The organism is Streptomyces sp. CNT360, assembly GCF_000424785.1.
Genome location: NZ_AUKO01000001.1, coordinates 488,810 through 506,366 on the forward strand (window position 1 = coordinate 488,810; position 17,557 = coordinate 506,366).

Annotated in this window: 17 protein-coding genes and 2 pseudogenes; 10 read left to right on the forward strand and 9 right to left on the reverse strand. The window is 72.0% G+C overall.

The annotated features are described in order from the left end of the window. Positions 1 to 72: 72 nt before the first annotated feature. Positions 73 to 306 carry a hypothetical protein gene (locus H297_RS0102095; RefSeq protein ID WP_027735694.1) on the forward strand — a complete coding sequence of 78 codons (234 nt, stop codon included), beginning with the start codon at positions 73 to 75 and terminating at the stop codon, positions 304 to 306. Positions 307 to 439: 133 nt separating this feature from the next. Here the strand turns inward: H297_RS0102095 and H297_RS0102100 are convergent, their stop codons facing one another. Together H297_RS0102100 and H297_RS0102105 are read right to left on the reverse strand one after the other, a co-directional pair. Next, entirely contained in the window at positions 440 to 970 is a 531-nt protein-coding gene (locus H297_RS0102100) for an NUDIX hydrolase (protein ID WP_027735695.1), read from the reverse strand. Between the two features lie 85 nt (positions 971 to 1,055). Beyond that, on the reverse strand, positions 1,056 to 2,411 hold the full coding sequence (locus H297_RS0102105; RefSeq protein WP_027735696.1) for an NsdA family TPR-like regulatory protein: 1,356 nt from the start codon (positions 2,409 to 2,411) through the stop codon (positions 1,056 to 1,058). Positions 2,412 to 2,659: 248 nt separating this feature from the next. Here H297_RS0102105 and H297_RS43555 point away from each other — a divergent pair, with 248 nt between their 5' ends. The 3 genes and pseudogenes from H297_RS43555 to H297_RS43945 form a co-directional block, all read left to right on the forward strand. Beyond that, complete coding sequence (locus H297_RS43555; RefSeq protein WP_027735697.1) at positions 2,660 to 4,507, forward strand: NsdA family TPR-like regulatory protein; 1,848 nt, start codon at positions 2,660 to 2,662, stop codon at positions 4,505 to 4,507. A 227-nt stretch (positions 4,508 to 4,734) separates the two neighbouring features. Further along, positions 4,735 to 5,325: a peptidoglycan recognition protein family protein gene (locus H297_RS0102115; protein WP_027735698.1), complete on the forward strand. Its 591-nt coding sequence runs from the start codon at positions 4,735 to 4,737 to the stop codon at positions 5,323 to 5,325. Between the two features lie 63 nt (positions 5,326 to 5,388). Beyond that, a pseudogene (locus H297_RS43945) lies at positions 5,389 to 5,556 on the forward strand (1-aminocyclopropane-1-carboxylate deaminase); the annotation flags it as partial. Positions 5,557 to 6,157: 601 nt separating this feature from the next. Here H297_RS43945 and H297_RS0102120 read toward each other — a convergent pair. Both H297_RS0102120 and H297_RS43950 read right to left on the reverse strand, forming a co-directional pair. After that, positions 6,158 to 6,607 (reverse strand): hypothetical protein, encoded by a 450-nt coding sequence (locus H297_RS0102120; protein WP_027735699.1) that lies wholly within the window; start codon positions 6,605 to 6,607, stop codon positions 6,158 to 6,160. A gap of 45 nt (positions 6,608 to 6,652) precedes the next feature. Then, positions 6,653 to 6,805 (reverse strand): annotated as a pseudogene (locus H297_RS43950) (hypothetical protein); the annotation flags it as partial. A gap of 78 nt (positions 6,806 to 6,883) precedes the next feature. Between H297_RS43950 and H297_RS41000 the strand changes: the two are divergent. The 4 genes from H297_RS41000 to H297_RS0102140 all read left to right on the forward strand — a co-directional run bounded on the left by H297_RS41000 (position 6,884) and on the right by H297_RS0102140 (position 10,012). Further along, positions 6,884 to 7,237, forward strand: a complete 354-nt coding sequence (locus tag H297_RS41000; RefSeq protein WP_078513671.1) for a hypothetical protein — start codon at positions 6,884 to 6,886, stop codon at positions 7,235 to 7,237. Positions 7,238 to 7,375: 138 nt separating this feature from the next. Continuing rightward, complete coding sequence (locus H297_RS34025) at positions 7,376 to 8,128, forward strand: pyridoxal-phosphate dependent enzyme (RefSeq protein WP_051351418.1); 753 nt, start codon at positions 7,376 to 7,378, stop codon at positions 8,126 to 8,128. A 517-nt stretch (positions 8,129 to 8,645) separates the two neighbouring features. Continuing rightward, on the forward strand, positions 8,646 to 9,059 hold the full coding sequence (locus H297_RS0102135; RefSeq protein WP_027735701.1) for an ATP-binding protein: 414 nt from the start codon (positions 8,646 to 8,648) through the stop codon (positions 9,057 to 9,059). A gap of 20 nt (positions 9,060 to 9,079) precedes the next feature. Beyond that, positions 9,080 to 10,012 (forward strand): RNA polymerase sigma factor SigF, encoded by a 933-nt coding sequence (locus H297_RS0102140; protein ID WP_199787139.1) that lies wholly within the window; start codon positions 9,080 to 9,082, stop codon positions 10,010 to 10,012. A gap of 81 nt (positions 10,013 to 10,093) precedes the next feature. Here H297_RS0102140 and H297_RS0102145 read toward each other — a convergent pair whose 3' ends face one another. Continuing rightward, positions 10,094 to 10,501: a hypothetical protein gene (locus tag H297_RS0102145; RefSeq protein WP_051351419.1), complete on the reverse strand. Its 408-nt coding sequence runs from the start codon at positions 10,499 to 10,501 to the stop codon at positions 10,094 to 10,096. A gap of 101 nt (positions 10,502 to 10,602) precedes the next feature. Between H297_RS0102145 and H297_RS0102150 the strand changes: the two genes are divergently transcribed. Together H297_RS0102150 and H297_RS0102155 are read left to right on the forward strand one after the other, a co-directional pair. Continuing rightward, positions 10,603 to 11,571 carry a diacylglycerol kinase family protein gene (locus H297_RS0102150; protein ID WP_027735704.1) on the forward strand — a complete coding sequence of 323 codons (969 nt, stop codon included), beginning with the start codon at positions 10,603 to 10,605 and terminating at the stop codon, positions 11,569 to 11,571. Positions 11,572 to 11,890: 319 nt separating this feature from the next. Continuing rightward, positions 11,891 to 12,154, forward strand: a complete 264-nt coding sequence (locus tag H297_RS0102155; RefSeq protein WP_016469673.1) for a WhiB family transcriptional regulator — start codon at positions 11,891 to 11,893, stop codon at positions 12,152 to 12,154. Between the two features lie 229 nt (positions 12,155 to 12,383). Here H297_RS0102155 and H297_RS0102160 read toward each other — a convergent pair whose 3' ends face one another. The 4 genes from H297_RS0102160 to H297_RS0102175 all read right to left on the reverse strand — a co-directional run bounded on the left by H297_RS0102160 (position 12,384) and on the right by H297_RS0102175 (position 17,557). Then, entirely contained in the window at positions 12,384 to 13,880 is a 1,497-nt protein-coding gene (locus H297_RS0102160; RefSeq protein WP_027735705.1) for a PAS domain-containing sensor histidine kinase, read from the reverse strand. 289 nt (positions 13,881 to 14,169) lie between these two features. Further along, a complete protein-coding gene (locus H297_RS0102165) occupies positions 14,170 to 14,838 on the reverse strand; it encodes a class II aldolase/adducin family protein (protein ID WP_199787126.1) in 669 nt (222 codons plus the stop codon). A 12-nt stretch (positions 14,839 to 14,850) separates the two neighbouring features. Then, positions 14,851 to 15,912: an SIS domain-containing protein gene (locus H297_RS0102170; protein WP_027735707.1), complete on the reverse strand. Its 1,062-nt coding sequence runs from the start codon at positions 15,910 to 15,912 to the stop codon at positions 14,851 to 14,853. A gap of 115 nt (positions 15,913 to 16,027) precedes the next feature. Next, entirely contained in the window at positions 16,028 to 17,557 is a 1,530-nt protein-coding gene (locus H297_RS0102175) for a glycoside hydrolase family 3 N-terminal domain-containing protein (RefSeq protein ID WP_027735708.1), read from the reverse strand.

Here is a 17,557-nt window from a genome sequence, read left to right on the forward strand (position 1 = left end):
GATCGCGGCATACGTTGAGCGGATGCCGGTCGCGAACGGGCCGGTACCGCCGCACACGACGGAGGCAGGACCATGGCAGGCTTTCTCGACCGCGCCAAGGAGCAGGCCCAGCGAGGACTCGCGCAGGGCAAGGAGAAGGTGGAGGAGGTCCAGGCCCAGCGCGCGGGGAACGACCTGCTGCGCCGCCTGGGAGCCGCCTACTACGCGGAGCAGCGTGGCACGGGCTCCGCGCAGGAGGTGCAGCAGGCACTGGCCGCCGTCCAGGAGCACGTCGCGCAGAACGGCGACGGCTTCCTCAAGAGCTGACGCCCCTCCTCCGCGATCCCCCGCGATCCCCCGCGATCGACTCGCCGGTGAGCCGGCAGCTCCCCCGGCCCGGGAAGCCGTGGCCGTCCCGCGTCGCGGGCGCGGGCGGCGGGGCGGCCGAGCGGCTGCCGGGCTAGCCGAAGCGGACGCGGTGGAGCATCAGCAGTGCGGCCGCCATGTTCGCCGCGGGCACCTCGCCCGCGGCGACGAGGTCGGGCACCTCCTTGAGCGGAACCCACTCGCGCTTCTCCGACTCGAAGTCGTCCTCGGGCGGCCCGATCCAGTCGGCGTCTGTCGACCAGTAGATGTGGTGCCGGGCATCGGTCAGCCCGTTGGAGGGCTCCACGGTCATCAGATGGCGGAGCGGCCCCGGGCGCCAGCCCGTCTCCTCCTCCATCTCGCGGGCCGCGGCATCCGTGAGGTCCTCACCGTCCTCCACGACGCCGGCCGCCAGCTCCCACCCCCAGCTGTCGGTGATGAAGCGGTGCCGCCACAGCAGCAGCACCTCGTTGCGCTCGTTGACCGCGGTGGCCATCGCGACGGGACGCAGCCGGATCAGGTAGTGGTCCAGATGCCGCCCGTCGGGCAGCTCCACGTCCGCCAGATTCACCCGCAGCCACTGGTTCTCGTACACCGTGTGTTCACCCAGGTTCTTCCATCGCACGTCATGTGCCCCCTTCCCGACGGAGTTGGGCACATCCCAGCACGGCGCGCGCTCCCACTGACAGGGGGAGCGGGCGCGACCCGCCTCAGAACGGCACGCTCAGCGCGTCCTCGATGAGCTTCGCGGCCTCGGCCGCCGGAGCCCCCGGATGCTGTGCCAACCGCTGCCTGACCCTGCGCATGCGCCCGCGCAGGCGCTGCGACTCGATGCCCTGCGCGGTGTCCACCATCCGGGCCGCGCTGTCCGCCGCGCGCTCCGGCTCCCCGGCGTGCAGGGCCACGTCGGTGAGGGTGGCGAGCCGGTTGACGCGGCCGCGGACGTGCGCGGGCGCACGCGCGGCCTCCTGCGCGTATCCGGCCGCGGCGGACAGCTCGCCCAGCAGCAGCAGTCCCTCGGCCAACCGCACCTCGACCAGGCCCGGTTGGACGTACCCGGTCTCCTCGGGCTCCTCGTCGGGGCGGATGCGTCGGGAGTACGTCTCGGCCCGGCGCATGCAGGCGTGCGCGTTGCGCCGGTCGCCGAGCCGTGCGTAGGCGCCGGCCTGCATCGCGTACAGATCCGTGGCGAGCGCGGGGCTGATACGCCCTTGCAGGGTGCGCAGCACGGCCTCGGCGCAGGCCAGGGCGTGCCGGGTGTCCCCGAGGAAGAGGGCCTGGTTGACCAGGAGAGCGACGACGTAGCCGCCGAAGAGGAGATCGCCGGAGGCCTTGCCCAGCCGCAGGGCCTGGTGGAAGTAGCGCTGGGCCAGCCCCTGGGCGTCCGCGTCGTAGGCGCAGATGCCGCTGACGGCGGCCAGCGAGCCGGCGGCGCGGTAGAGACGGCGGCCGGTGGCGTCGTCGTAGGCGCCGCGCAGCAGCGGGGCGACCTGGCCGTTGAGGAAGCCGACGACGCGGGCGCGGGTGGCCACTCCCCCGGCGTTGCGGTAGAGGTGCTCGTAGTGGCCGCGGGCCGTGTGCAGCACGGAGATGTGCACATCGCCGACCTCGGGTCCGCCGGTGCGGGAGACGTCGGTGTCCTCGGGCGGGTTCTCCCACTCCCACACCGGTGCCACGGCTGCGGCGCCGGTGAGCAGTCCCGGGCCCGGGCGGTCGCCGTGCACCTGGTCGGAGCGCCACAGGGAGGCGGCACGCTCCACGAACCGGCCGAGCCCCGCCGCTTCGGGTCCGGACGGGGGGCCGAGGGTGGCTCCCGCCGCGGCCACATCCATGCCGACGTCACTGAGGGTGAGGGTTCTGCCGAGTTGCCGACCGAGGACCTCACAGATCAACTCGGGAACCCTGCCGCGGGGACGCTGCCCCTTGAGCCAGCGCGCCACGGCCGTGTGATCGTAACGCAGGGTGATACCTGCGCGGTTGCCTAATCGGTTGACTCTCGTCGCGAGTCCGGCCCGCGACATTCCTGACTGGTCAAGGAGCGCGTCCAGTTGACTGTTGGGCTCCATACCGCCCTCCGTCGTCCGACGTGTTGTTTCGCAGAGTAACGGACTTGTCTTCACACGGGGTGTGAATGCACCGCGCAGTCGTGCGCCCGGCACATGCTCCCGCCGCCGTGAGCGATGCGCTTTCCTGAAGTTGTCCGCGTGCATGACAGCACATCCGGTGCACGCAGAGCTACGGAAAAGCATCGCTGGATTCCGGAAGTGAGGCAGAACGGTGAACGACCCCATCAGGTTCGACCACAGGAACAGCCATGTATGACACCGACCCCACGCGCACCACGGCGCACCCGAGCGTCCGCTCCCGCACCCGCACCCCGAACGGCGCGCTGCGTGCCCTGCTCGCAGAGACCGAGTGGACACAGGCCGCGTTCGCACGTGCCCTGGCTCGTCTCGGCGCCGAGGTGGGCCTCCACCTTCGGTACGACAGGACTTCAGTCGCCCACTGGCTGCGCGGCAGCCGCCCCGACCCCCGGGTGCAGCACCTGATGGCGGAGGCGCTCACCCGCCGGCTCGGGCGCCGCGTCACGGTGGCCGAACTGGGCATGCGCCAGGGCCCCATGTACGGGCCCGGCACGCGGGGCGGGCGTACGGCAGCGGGAGCGCGCCCCCGGGGCGGCATGGACGGCGATGACGAGGCGTCCGATCCCTCCGGGCCACGGGACCCGGCCCGCGCACCCGGGGGCCGGGACGGAAGCGGTGAGCACGCCTGGAGCCCCCCGGACACCGACCACGGCGGAGCCCGGCCGCACCCGGTCGACCTCCGGCAATTCGGCCTGGGGCGGCCCTCCCGTCCAGCCGACCAGCTCACCGCGCTGACCGCCCCCGTGATCCCCCCGCCCCGCGCCGACACCCCTCCCCCGGCGCCGTACACCCTGCGGCTGCTGACCGAGACGGTACGCGCGTCCGCCCGCCGGCCCGCGTCCGCCGAGGGAGGGAAAGGGAACGGGGAGAGGACGGCCCCCTCGGCCTCCGCGGCCTCACCCGGGGACGCGGCCCCCCAGCGCCCGGCTGACCCGGCCCCGAGGGCGGAGCGCCCGGACCTCGCGGGCCTGGCACCGGACCCGGACCCGGCAACGACGCACCCCGCGGAGCCGAACGCTCCCACTCCGGCTCCGCTGCCCGGGGCGCGCAACTCCTGCACAGGGCGCGGCTCCCGGCCCGTGGGGCGCACCGGTCCCGGCGAGGTGGCGTCGGTGCACGAGCACGCACGGTTCTTCGCGCTGCAGGCCGACCGGTACGGAGGCGGCCACATCCGTATCCCGCTGGCCGCCTACCTGTCCGGGCTGGTGAGCAGCCTGCGCGCCGGCGAGGAGGGCGTGCAGCACCGGGGCGTGCAGGCCGGCGCGGCGCGGCTCAGCTTCCTGCTGGCGCGGGTCTACGCCGACGAGCAGCGCAACGGCCTGGCGCAGCGGGCTTTCCTGACCGCGGCACAGCTCGCGCAGGAGGCCGCCGACCCGGAGGGCGTGGCGCTGGCCCGGCGCGCCCTCAGCTCCCAGGCGCACCAGTTGGGGCACTCCCGGATCAGCCTGGAGCTCGCCGAGGCCGCCCTGGCGGCGGCGCCCGCCGACACCGATCCCTCGACGCGCGCGTTCCTGTACGCGGGCCTGGCCGTCGCGGGTGCCGCGGACGGTGACCGCCGCCGGGCGCTGGAGGCGATGGGGCGGGCCGAGCGGCAGCTCGCGCGGGCCCCCGCAGACCTGACGACCGGGCTGGAGAGCCCCAGCGGGGAGCCGGTGGGCACGTACCAGAACGCGGCGCTGCTCTACCAGTCCAGCCAGATGCGTACCGCGCTGGGCGACCGGGAAGGCGCCATCCGGGACCTGCGCGCCTCGCTGCGCAGCCGCCCGGCGGACGAGCGCCGCTCGCGCGCCCTGTGCCAGGCGCAACTCGCCGAGCTGTTGCTCTCCCGGGGCCGGCTGGACGAGGCCTGCGCCGCCTGGCGCGGTTTCCTCGCGGAGTCGGCACCGGTCCGCTCGGGGCGCGTACGGGCCGCGCGTTCGCGGATACCCGGGCTGCTGCGGCCGTACTCCCGCGATCACCGGGTGCGTTCACTCCTCGCACAGGCGACCCCACGGACAGAATGCGGTCACGGCGACTAGAAGCGGCCCGCCACGGGGTATGAGAGGGGAACACACCGTCGGCGGCGGGTGCGTGCGGCATCCCCGCCGGCGCCCGGCGGCACCGCTGGCGGCGGGCACAGCCGTAGGACAGCGCGCCTACGGCAGTGAGCAACAGCGGTGAGCACAGCGGCAGTGGGCACCCACAGCGGGCGCACCGCCGCACACGCCGGACGAACCGACAACCGGACGCACCGGACGGGGGCGAGATGGCCACACCCATCAGCGCGACCGCTTTCGTGCAGGCCCTCAAGAAGGAGGGCGTGACGGTCGAAGAGGTACGCGACTGGCGCAACCACAACCGCAACCAGCACGGGCCGTGGGGCCCGGTGCACGGCATCGTGATCCACCACACCGTCACCAGCGGCGCGAAGGAGACGGTCGACCTGGTCTACGACGGGCACCCGGAGCTGCCGGGCCCGCTCGCCCACGGCTGCATCACCAAGGACGGCACCGTCCATCTGACCGGGCACGGCCGCGCCAACCACGCGGGGCTCGGCGACGACGACGTGCTGCGCGCCGTCGTCGCCGAGCGCGCCACCCCGGCGCCGAACCAGCAGAACACCGACGGCAACAGGTACTTCTACGGCTTCGAGTGCGAGAACCTCGGCGACGGCAAGGACCCCTGGCCCGCCGAGCAACTGGAGGCCATCGAGCGGGCCGCGGCCGCGCTGTGCCGCCACCACAACTGGGGCGCCCGCTCGGTCATCGGGCACCTGGAGTGGACGGACCAGAAGGTGGACCCGCGCGGCTTCACCATGGACGACCTGCGCGAGCGGATCGCCGCACGGCTGAAGTGAGGGCCCCGCGGCGGGCCTGGCCCCCTCCCGGGCGCGGAGGCGGGTACTGCCCACAATGGACGGGTGGTATCCGACTCCGCGCCCGGTCACGACCCTGACCCCCTCGCCGCCCTCGCCGCCCTCGCCCCACGGCTGCCCTCCGTGCTCCAGGAGGTCGAGGACGAGCGGTTCGGCCGGCGCGGCGTGCGACTGCTGCTCAAGCGGGACGATCTCGTACATCCCGCACTACCCAGGTACAGGACGACTGGTGAAAACGGGAAGCGAACGCCTCGGCCGGTCCGTTGTACTTGCGTAGGGGCGTATGAGTCAGATGACCAACGTAAAGGAGCTGTGCGACCTCTACCGGCGGCGAAGCACGTTGCAGGACGACAAGACGACGTTGCACGCACACGAGAGGGACCTGTGCGGTCGGGCTGAGCGGGAAGGGCTGGAAGTCCGCAAGGTCTTAGCGGGCTCGCCCCGTGGGAGCTGTCTGAAGCCTCTCGGCGCCGCACGCTCCAGCCGCCCACCGGGGCGCAGGCTGGCGGTCTCCGCGGAGCATGGCGAGAGGGAGCCCGTAACCGAACGGGGCCCTTCCCCGCGCCTCAGGGCCGCCGGTGCGCCCGGGTGGCGGCCGCCCGGACAGGACCGGCCGAAGGCCGCACGCCTGGCCGGGGCGGCAAGAGCCGCACCGGGCGGCGCGCCGCAGGCGCGCCCTTGAACAAGTAAGGAGACGTTACGCCGATTCGGTCCTGGGCTCTCCCTGCTCGCCTCAGCGGCTGCCGTAGGCGGCTGGCGTCGGCCTCCCTGTGGCGAGCTGGCAGGGCCCGGCGCCAGTGGGCTCGTGTGTCGGCTACGCCTGGGGCGGCCTGTTGAAGCGCGTCACGGCCCGTCGGCTGGTGTCCGGCGTCTCGAAGCTCAGCTTCCAGGGACCGCTGTCCACCTGGAACGACTTGTCGAACCCTACCCACTTGCCCTCAGCCCTTCGGCCGGTGAGGTCGACAAGCAGTTGCAGAGCACCGTGGTAGACAGCTCCCCTGTAGTGGCCCTCGATAGCCGTCCGCTCGGTCCACGTGCCCGTGAGAGCCGGTCCGTCCCGCGTGAAGTCGAGGAAGATCGGGGAGTCGTTGGAGCCGGGCAGACTCTCACAGTGCAGACGGTTTCCCACTTCCCGGACGATCACATGGTGACGTCGGCGGACCTCCCCTCGCTTCGTGCTCGTGTAGGTGTACTCGCTCCGCCAGATGCCGGACAGCGCTCCGGCGTCGCCGGGCTGTGCTCCGCTGAGGACATGTGTGGACATGCCGAGTGCCTGCGCAATCGGACCCAGCCAATCGCGGGGCGTTCGCATGCCCTTCTCGTACCTGTAGATCTCTTGCCGTCCTAGAGCATCGGGGCCGACACCTGCGGCGCGGCACGCTTCTTTGGCCAACCGCTCTTGCGACCACCCCAGTTGCTTTCTGCGGTCTCGAATGCGCTCCCCAACATTCATACCCGCCATTGTGGCCTACATCGGGCCTACACGTGGGCACACAGCGGGCCGCTACTGCATCCCCACCTGAAAGTGGAATCTCGCTGCATGGCCTCAACCAACGAAGAAGTAGCTACCGGCCTCCGGCTGCTGCCCTGGAGCTCGCCCGAAGGGAAGCCCTGCTACCTGAGTACCGACGACCCTGACAGCCGCCTGTCAACACTTGCCGACGAGGTGGAAGCTGAACAGCTCCACACAGCACACGAGGTGCTGCGGCACGCCTGCACGCTGCTGCGAAGCGAAGGAGTGGCTCTCGGAGAGGCGCGTTTCACCGCAAGGCGACTCACTGAGTGCCTGCGTGACGTGCTGCGCATCGTGGAGAGCAGGGCAACGGCTGACGCAGTGGCCCCGGACGACGACGCCGAAGCACACCCCCACCTGTCAGCCGAGGCGTTCGGCTGAGGCGTCCACCGCTCGACCCCGCCCGCGTCTGCATCACCGACGCGGGCGGGGCTTCCGCGTGGCCCGGAAACGGGGGTGACCTGGACATAAACCAGTGAGCATGTACCCTCCGGCAACAAGTGGCGCAAACTCGCCCCCATTCTGCGCGAGGTGGCCGAGACGGGGCACCGCCGGCTGCTGACCTTCGGGGGCGCCTACTCCAACCACCTGCGCGCGACCGCGGCAGCGGGCCGGCTGCTGGGGCTGCGCACGGTCGGGGTGGTACGCGGCGAGGAGTTGGCCGACCGGCCCCTCAACCCGTCGCTGGCGCGCTGCGCCGAGGACGGGATGCTGCTGCACTTCGTGCCGCGCTCCGCCTACCGCCGTCGCGCCGATCCCGCCTTCCACGACGCGCTGCGGGCCCGCTTCGGCGCGTGCACCGTCGTACCGGAGGGCGGCAGCAACGCGGCGGCCGTGCGCGGGTGCGCCCTGCTGGGCGAGGAACTGCGCGGGCACACCGACATCGCGGCGGTCGCCTGCGGCACGGGTGGCACTCTCGCGGGCATGGCGGCGGGCCTTTCCCCAGCTCAGCGAAGTATCGGCGTGGCCGTACTCAAGGGCGGCTTTCTCGGTGGTGAGGTCCGCCGTCTCCAACGCGAGGCCTTCGGCGGCCCGCGCGGCCACTGGCGGATGGAGGAACGTCTCCACGAGGGCGGCTACGCCCGGACCAGCGCGCGGCTGGCCGACTTCGCGGCGGACTTCGCCCAGCGGCACGCCCTGCCGGCACTGGAGACCACCTACGTGGCCAAGCTGCTGCTCGCCCTCACCCACCTCACGGACGAGGGTGCCTTCCCCCGCGGCAGCACGGTGACGGCGGTCGTGACGGGGCAGCCGTGGACCGGTGAATCATGACGGAGAGTAAGAGTTGTTCTGACACTCCGTGACGGCCCCTTCTTCCACCCTGGCCGCTTCGCTACTCAGAGTGAGGGTATGGGCCGCCACTCCCGCCTCCCACGTCGCCACGGTGTCCCCCACAGGGGCGGGTTTCGGCCCTTGTCGGAGCGTGTGCCGCCAGGGGCTATGAACGCAACGGGTGACGGGTATCGACATGACAGGCCCCCTCATCGGCGACCTGGTCCCGGCTTCGGGCACACAGGGTGGCCGACGAGGTACGAGGGTCTGGCCCGGGAAAGCCGTTCGCGGCCGCTCCGGGTGTCAACTCAGCGTAATCACAGAGGATTTGAGAGCCCCGACCCCTAGCGACAGAAAGTGCCCGTATGTTTACTATGGGTGACGCTCGTGGGTTGGGGCGGCAATGATCGGCGCGTGCGGCATCGTGACACAGATCGCGATAGCGTCGCTGACGAAACGAACCAACAGCCGCGGCGGCCGCGAGGCCCAACCGGCTCGTGTCACCTTGGAGGTGAGGGTGTCCCAGATCGCAGGCGACCCCGCGTCGCAGGACTTCGTCGAGGTCCGGCTGCCGGCCGCGGGTGCCTATCTGTCGGTGCTGCGGACGGCCACCGCCGGGCTCGCGGCCCGCTTGGACTTCACCCTCGACGAGATCGAGGATCTGCGGATCGCCGTGGACGAGGCGTGCGCGATCCTGCTCCAGCAGGCCGTCCCCGGCTCCGTGCTCAGTTGTGTCTTCCAGCTCGTCGGCGACTCGCTGCACGTCACCGTCTCGGCGCCGACGACCGATGGCCGGGCACCCGAACGCGACACCTTCGCGTGGACGGTGCTCTCGGCCCTGGCCGGTGAGGTGGGTTCAGCAGTGTCGGACGACCGTACGGTGAGCATCAGCCTGCACAAGAAGCGCGGTGCAGGGCCCGGAGCATCGTGACCGAGCACGAGGCGAGTCAGATGTGGTCAGGCCGCCCGGGGGCGGTCCCCCGGGGCGTTCCGGAACAGCAGCCCCGCCCGCACCCGGCCGACCCCAGCATGCAGCGACCCAGGCAGGCGAAGCGGGCGGACGCCATGAACCAGCAGCAGCACGATCGCCGCGGGCGGGCGGCCCACGGCGGTCCGCGCGGGTCCGACCCGCAGCAGGACCGCGACGGTGCGCGCGCGCTCTTCGTCGAACTGCGCAAGCTGCCGGACGGGCCCGAGCGCGCCGAGCTGCGCAACCGGCTGGTGCGGATGCACCTGCCCCTGGTCGAGCACCTGGCCCGCCGCTTCCGCAACCGCGGCGAGCCGCTGGACGACCTGACGCAGGTCGCGACGATCGGCCTGATCAAGTCGGTCGACCGCTTCGACCCCGAGCGAGGTGTCGAGTTCTCGACGTACGCGACCCCCACGGTCGTCGGCGAGATCAAACGTCACTTCCGCGACAAGGGCTGGGCCGTCCGCGTGCCCCGCCGCCTCCAGGAGCTGCGGCTCTCCCTGACCTCCGCGACCGCCGAGCTCTCCCAGCAGCACGGGCGCGCGCCGACGGTGCACGAGCTGGCGCAGCGGCTGTCGATCTCCGAGGAGGAGGTGCTGGAGGGGCTGGAGTCGGCCAACGCCTACAGCACGCTCTCCCTGGATGTCCCCGACACCGACGACGAGTCGCCGGCCGTCGCCGACACCCTGGGCGCCGAGGACGACGCGCTGGAGGGGGTCGAGTACCGGGAGTCGCTCAAGCCGCTGTTGGAGGAGCTGCCGCCGCGGGAGAAGAAGATCCTGCTGCTGCGGTTCTTCGGGAACATGACCCAGTCGCAGATCGCGCAGGAGGTGGGCATCTCGCAGATGCACGTCTCCCGGCTCCTCGCCCGCACCCTGGCCCAGTTGCGGGACCGCCTCCTGGTCGAGGAGTGAACCACGTCCGGCCCCCTCCCCCGGACGTCGTCCGGAAGAGCCCGCCGAGGAGCGGCGCGGCGGCCCGTCGGGCCGCGGGTCTCACCTCGGCCCGATACCGAGCGCCGCTGTCGCCTTCGGGTTGACCAGGCACGCCAGCACGGCGACTGCGGCCAGTGCCAGCACCACGGCGGCCGCGAGCAGGCCGCCCCCGTTCTGCGCCATCTGCCAGGCGACGGGCAGGGCGAGAAGCTGGACGATCATCGAGGGGCCGCGGCTCCAGCGCCGCCTCAGCCACAGTCCGCGCGCTGCGAGGAGCGGCAGCGCGGACAGCGCGAGGACGGTCACCGCGAGAGTGGCGGCCTGCGTCATGTCGTCGGGGCTGCCGGTGGCCAGCAGAACGAGGGAGAAGATCCCGAACGCAGCGACGACCAGCCCCTCCAGGCCGGTCACCACGGCGGCGGCCACGATCCTGCGCGGCCCCCGCGCGCCGCCCGTCTCCCTCACCATGGGCTCTTCCGCATTCGTCTCGGTCACGCTCTCGCTCACACGTGCAGCCTAGTCCTCCGGCTGGACTGGGCCCTGTACCGCCAGGTAGGTACGCTCACCCCATGCGCGCACTCCTCGTGGTCAACCCGGCAGCAACCACCACCAGCGCACGCACCCGCGATGTGCTGGCGCACGCGCTGGCCAGTGACCTCAAGCTGGAAGTCGCCACCACGCAGTACCGGGGACACGCCCGCGACCTGGCCCGGCAGGCGGCGCAGGGGGGCACGACCGAACTGGTGATCGCGCTCGGCGGGGACGGCACCATCAACGAGGTCGTCAACGGTCTGCTGCACGAGGGTCCCGCACCCGAGACGCTGCCCAGGCTGGCGGTGGTACCGGGCGGCTCCACCAATGTGTTCGCGCGCGCGCTGGGCATGCCCAACGACGTGGTGGAGGCCACGGGGCACCTGCTGGACGCGCTGGAGTCCGGCACGGAGAGAACCGTCGGCCTGGGGCTGACCGGCGGTGTCCCCGGCAGCGACGACGCGGAGATCCCGGCGCGCTGGTTCACCTTCGCCGCGGGTCTCGGGTTCGACGCGGGCGTGGTGGGCCGGGTCGAGCAGCAGCGGGAGCGCGGCAAGCGTTCGACGCATCCGCTGTACGTGCGCCAGGTCGTCCGGCAGTTCCTGCACGAGCCGCACCGGCGGCACGGCACGATCACGCTGGAGCGCGAGGGCGCGGAGCCGGTCGAGGAGCTGGCGCTGTCGATAGTCTGCAACACCGCTCCCTGGTCGTACCTGGGGAACAAGCCGCTGTACGCGGCGCCCGAGGCCTCGTTCGACACCGGATTGGACGTGCTGGGACTCAGGCGGCTGACGCCGCTGGCCGTGAGCCGTTACGGCACTCAGTTGCTGACTTCGAACCCCGAACGGGGGCCCCGCGGCAAGCACGCAGTGACGCTGCACGACCTCACGACGTTCACCTTGCATTCGCAGGTTCCACTGCCCTTTCAGATGGACGGTGACCACCTGGGACTGCGTACGAGCGTGAGCTTCACAGGCGTACGGCGTGCACTGCGTGTGATTGTGTAAGTGGAAGGCCCGAAAGTCCTTCTACTCGAACGTTTAGACAAGGATCCACCCCCTGGAATGACGGCTGTGAGCTAGCCGACACCAAGGATTCAAAAAAAAGTTTCCGGAAGGGGTTGTGTCCGCCGCCGAGGTTTGCGAGTCTCTTCATGGCGATCGGGACGGCCCGCCCACCAGGGCCCCCTTGAGAGCCGAATCCCCTTCCTTAACTTCAGTGGGACCCGCATCACAGTTGATGAGGCCCCACTTCCCCTGCGGGGGGATTCGTGAAAGCGTTCACATTCACAAGCAACCAAGCCACACACGAGGAGAGGTAGCAGCCATGGACTGGCGTCACCACGCCGTTTGCCGCGAGGAAGACCCCGAGCTGTTCTTCCCCATCGGCAACACCGGTCCTGCGCTGCTGCAGATCGAGGAAGCCAAGGCCGTCTGCCGCCGCTGCCCCGTCATGGAGCAGTGCCTGCAGTGGGCCCTGGAGTCCGGCCAGGACTCCGGTGTCTGGGGTGGCCTCAGCGAGGACGAGCGTCGTGCGATGAAGCGCCGCGCCGCCCGCAACCGGGCGCGGAACAACGCCGCGACCGCCTGACGCCCAGCCCTGCACCGACAGCTGCACCCCCGAGACGCAGCGCGCGCAGTGCCCTCGGAGCGCCTAGCAGCAAGCAGAGCGCCCGCACAAACGCAGAGCGTGAACAGCGCAAAGCCCCCGAGCCGCCACCGGCGGACCGGGGGCTTTGCGCTGTGCGCCCGCGGCGCACTCCGGGAACCGTACGCTGCCCAACCCGCCCGTCCGCCCTTCGCCGAGGTAGGGAACCGCGTCAGCGCCTCTCGCGCTTCTCGCGCTGCTTCTCCGCCGCCACCGGCAGGTCGAACAGCGCCCTGGTGCCGCCGGCGGGCGCGGGCAGCATGTCGAACGTGCCGCCCAACTCCCCCTCCACCAGGGTCCGCACGATCTGCAGGCCCAGGTTGCCGCCGTTGCGGGCGTCGAACCCGGCGGGCAGACCACGGCCGTTGTCCTGCACGGTGACCAACAGCCGCGCCCCGCTGTGTCCCGTGGCCGCTCCCCGTACCGCCTGCACCTCCACGGCGCCCTGCTCCCCGGGGCCGAAGCCGTGCTCGATGGCGTTCTGCAGGACCTCGGTCAGCACCATCGACAGCGGCGTGGCGGTCTCCGCGCCCAGAATGCCGAACCGGCCCGTACGGCGGCCGGTGATGCGCCCCGGGGAGATCTCGGCGACCATCGCGAGTACGCGGTCCGCGATGTCGTCGAAGTCGACGCGCTCATCCAGGTTCTGGGAGAGCGTCTCGTGCACGATGGCGATGGAACCGACTCTGCGTACCGCCTCGTTGAGAGCGTCCTTGCCCTGCTCGGAATCCATCCGCCGGGATTGCAGGCGCAAGAGCGCGGCCACCGTCTGCAGATTGTTCTTCACCCGGTGATGGATCTCCCGGATGGTGGCGTCCTTGGTGATCAATTCGCGTTCACGGCGGCGCACTTCCGTGATGTCGCGCAGCAGGATGAGCGAACCGATCCGGGTGCCCTTCGGCTTCAGGGGAATGGCCCGCAACTGGACGATGCAGTCGTTGGCCTCCACCTCCGCACCGCGCGGGGCCCAGCCGCTGGCGAGCTTGACCATCGCCTCGTCCACCGGGCCCCGGGACGGGGCCAGCTCGGCGGTGGCCTCCCCCAGGTGCAGGCCCACCAGGTCGGCGGCCAGCCCCAGCCGGTGGTAGGCGGACAGGGCGTTGGGGCTGGCGTACTGGACGTACCCGTCGGCGTCCAGGCGGATGAGGCCGTCCCCGACGCGGGGCACGTGGTCCATGTCGACCTCGTGGCCGGGGAAGGGGAAGCTGCCGGTTGCGATCATCTGGGCGAGGTCGCTGGCACTCTGCAGATAGGTCAGCTCCAGCCTGCTTGGGGTCCGCACGGTCAGCAGGTTGGTGTTGCGCGCGATGACGCCGAGCACCCGGCCCTCGCGTCGTACGGGGATCGACTCGACGCGGACGGGTACCTCCTCGCGCCACTCCGGGTCGCCCTCGCGCACGATCCTGCCCTCGTCCAGCGCGGCGTCCAGCAGCGGGCGGCGGCCACGGGGCACCAGGTGGCCGACCATGTCGTCCTGGTGCGAGGTCGGCCCGGTGTTCGGCCGCATCTGGGCGACGGAGACGTACCGGGTACCGTCCAGCGTGGGTACCCACAGCACCAGATCGGCGAAGGAGAGGTCGGCGAGCAGCTGCCACTCGGAGATCAGCAGGTGCAGCCATTCGAGCTCGGCGTCCGAGAGCGCGGTGTGCTGGCGTACGAGGTCGTTCATGGAGGGCACGGGGCCGAGGGTACGACAGTTCGGATGCCCGTCCCGCCGCCGGCGGGCCGCACGGCTCCCCCGGCACTGTGCGATTTGTAGACAGCGGGGCGTGGTCTAGTCCACAATTCCGGGAAGAGAACTTCTGTCCTCCCCGCACAGGAGGGCAGATCGAGGCCCGTGACGCTCTCTGCCCTGACAGCGGCCGGGTCTTGTGGCTCCGGGCTGCGGTGCCGGGCGGGTTGAGGGTCCCGCTCCGGCGCCGCGGCCCGAAGTGTTTTCTCAGGGGCCTGCGCGCCGGTCAGGCGTGCTGGATCGCCTCGTCCGCGGTCGTCGGGAAGCGCGTGGCGCGGTCCCCCAGCAGCAGGGCGCGGTAGGTGGCCGTCGCGGCCTCCTCGATGTTCATGGCACGCCGGAACGCCATCCCCACGTCCTCGCCCAGCGCCGAGCAGCCGTGGTGGGACAGCAGCACGCAGTTGTGCTCCGCAGCCTGCTCGGCGGCGGCGTCGGCCAGCTCGTCGGACCCGTTCGGATGGAACGGGACCCGCCCGAGCGACCGTACGTACACCGCGTGGTCCAGCGTCAGCAGCCGGATCTCGTGGCCGAGGGCGTCCACCAGGACCGCGTGCTGCGGATGCATGTGGACGAGCGCGTTCGCGTCCTCGCGCACCCGGTAGCTGCGCTGGTGCAGCTTCCACTCGCTGGAGGGCGCCGGGTTGCCGCCGACGATCTCGCCGGCCAGGTCCATCACCGTGAAGTCGGCGGGCTCCAGCCGGTCCAGCCAGGTGCCCTTGCCGGTGATGACGAACTCCGCCGCGCCCGGCAGCCGGGCCGAGAGGTTGCCGCCGCTGGCCAGCGCGTAGCCCCGGCGCACGATGTCGGCGCCCACGTCGATGAGCTGCTCGACGAGCCCGTCGACGGTCTCCGCCTGCCGCATCCGGGGCCTGCCGCCCCCCGTACGGCCCTCCATGCAGCGCCTCCCTCAGCGGGTCTCGGTGACCTTGGCCAGCGAACGCGGCGCGTCCGGGTCCTGGCCGCGCGCCATGGTGACCTCGTACGCCAGCATCTGGAGCGGCAGGATCTGCACGATCGGCTGAAGCTCCTCGGGCAGCCCGTCCGTCGGCAGCGCGAACCCGGCCGAGGCGCGGTCGACCTCTTCCTGGCGGCCGATGACCACCAGGTCGGCACCCCGGTCCCGGAGCCGTTCCAGCACCGGCTGGAGGGCCTCGCCGCCCTTGCCGTCCGCCACCACGGCGATCACCGGGGAGATGTTGTCCACCATGGCCAGCGGGCCGTGCAGCAGGTCCGCGCCAGAGTAGGACAGGGCAGGGATGTAGCTGGTCTCCATCAGCTTGAGCGCGGCTTCCTTCGCGGTGGGGTAGCCGTACCCCCGCGAGGTGAGCACCATCCGCTCCGCGAACCGGTAGCGGGCGGCCAGCGCCTTGACCTCGTCCTTGCGGGCCAGGATCGCGTCGGCCACCTCGGGCAGCGCCTTGGCCGCCTCGGCGCCCTGCCCCGCCCGCAGGCCGTCCACGAACAGGTAGAGCGCCAGCAGCTCGGCGGTGTACGTCTTGGTGGCCGGCAGCGCCTTCTCCTGGCCGGCCAGGACGTCGATGTGGAACTCGCTGACCTGTGCGAGCGGCGAGTCCGCGTTGTTGGTGACGGCCAGCGTGAGCGCGCCGGCCGCGCGGGCGGCCTCGGTGGAGGCGACCAGGTCCGGGCTGCCGCCCGACTGGCTGATGGTGATCACCAGGCAGTCGGTGAGGTCCGGCTGGGCTCCGTAGGCCGTGGTGGTCGACATCGACGTCAGGCCGCACGGCTTGCCGAGCTGGATCTCCAGCAGGTACTTCGCGTACAGCGCGGCGTTGTCCGAGGTGCCGCGGGCCGTCAGCAGCACGAAGCGCGGGTTCCTCGCCGCGATGCGCTCGGCCACCTCACGGATGGCCGTCGCACCCTCGTCCAGGATGCGGCGCAGCACGGCCGGCTGCTCGGCCATCTCGCCGGACATGATGGTGCCCGGCTCGGATGGGGCGTTCGAGGACATGCGGGTCGCCTCCCGGTGGGGTTCGTCGCTGGGTGCGGGGTGTTTTCGATCCTACGTCGTGGCAGTCGGCGCACTTCTGCCGCTGTCCCTGCCCGTCTCCCCTGGCCGGCCGGGATCAGCCGCGGGCGATGACCTCCGCGGCGGCCCGGCCGCACACGCGGGCGGCGCCGCGGGTGGCGATGTGCAGCGCGCCGGACGGCGCGGTCTGGGGCAGGCCCATCTCCACGACGACGGTGCCGGGGCGGGCGGTGACCAGCCGGGTGACCGCCTCGGCCATCCACGGGTGGCGGTGCGCGTCGCGCACGACGGCGACCACGGGCCGGTCCTGCGCCTGGGCGAGCACCGCGGCGGCCACGTCCCCGTCGGTGCTGCCGTACGTCCCGGTCCGGGTGCCGGGCACCATCCTCTCCAGTTCGGCAGCGGGCCCCCAGGGGGTCTCGTCGCCGACGGCGATGTTGGCCAGCGGTGTCAGTGCCGCCACGTACAGCGGGCCGGCCGGCCGCCGGTAGGTCTCCAGTCCGGTGACCACCAGCGCCCGGCGTGCGGCCTCCAGCCCGATGCCGCCCTGGCCGGCGTGCGCGGAGCCGGCCGGTCCCCCCGTGACCGACCGGCCCCTGCGGGCGTCCAGCGCCCACGCGGCGAGTGCGCGTACCCGCGCGGCCGCGTCGGCGAGCCGTTCCTCGGGCAGTTCGCCGTCGCGCACCGCGGACACCAGCGCGTCGCGCAGCCGCAGCACGGTGTCCTGGCCGCAGAGCCCGCCACCGACACAGATGGCGTCGGCTCCGGCGGCCACCGCGAGCACGCTGCCGCGTTCGAGCCCGTAGGTGCCGGAGATGGCCTGCATCTCCATGCCGTCGGTGACGATCAGCCCCTGGTGGCCCAGCCCGCCCTCCTCCCGGGGTGCCCGCAGCAGTCCCAGCGTGGCGGGGCTGAGCGTGCCGGGGCGGGCGGCGTCCAGGGCGGGCAGCAGGATGTGCGCGCTCATCACGCACTTGGTGCCGGCGTCGACGGCCGCCGCGAAGGGCACCAGTTCGCGCCCGCGGAGGGTGTCGAGGCCGGCGTCGATGCGGGGCACGGCGTGGTGCGAGTCGACGGCGGTGTCGCCGTGGCCGGGGAAGTGCTTGACGCAGGCGGCCACGCCGGCGGCCTGGAGCCCTTCGACGTAGGCGACGGTGTGCCGGGCGACCAGCTCCGGGGCGCCGCCGAAGGAGCGGACGCCGATGACGGGGTTGTCGGGGTTGGAGTTGACGTCGGCGGCGGGGGCCCAGTTGAGGTTGACGCCGGCCGCGGCGAGCCGGGTGCCGAGTTCGTGCGCGACGGCCCGGGTCAGGTCGGGGTCGTCGATGTGGCCGAGGGCGTGGTTGCCGGGGTAGGAGGAGCCGGTGCGGGCCTCCAGGCGGGTGACGTCGCCGCCCTCCTCGTCGATGGCGACGAGGAGGTCCGGGCGGACGTCCCGCAGTTGTTCGGTCAGCAGGGCGAGCTGCTCGGGGGTGTCGATGTTGCGTGTGAACAGGCCGACGGACGTGAGGCCCTGTTCGAGCTGGCGCAGCAGCCAGGACGGCGCCGAGGTGCCGGCGAAGCCGGGCTGGAGGACGGCGAGGGCGTCACGGGTGAGGGTGTCGGAGGCACGGAGCGAGGTCGTCAT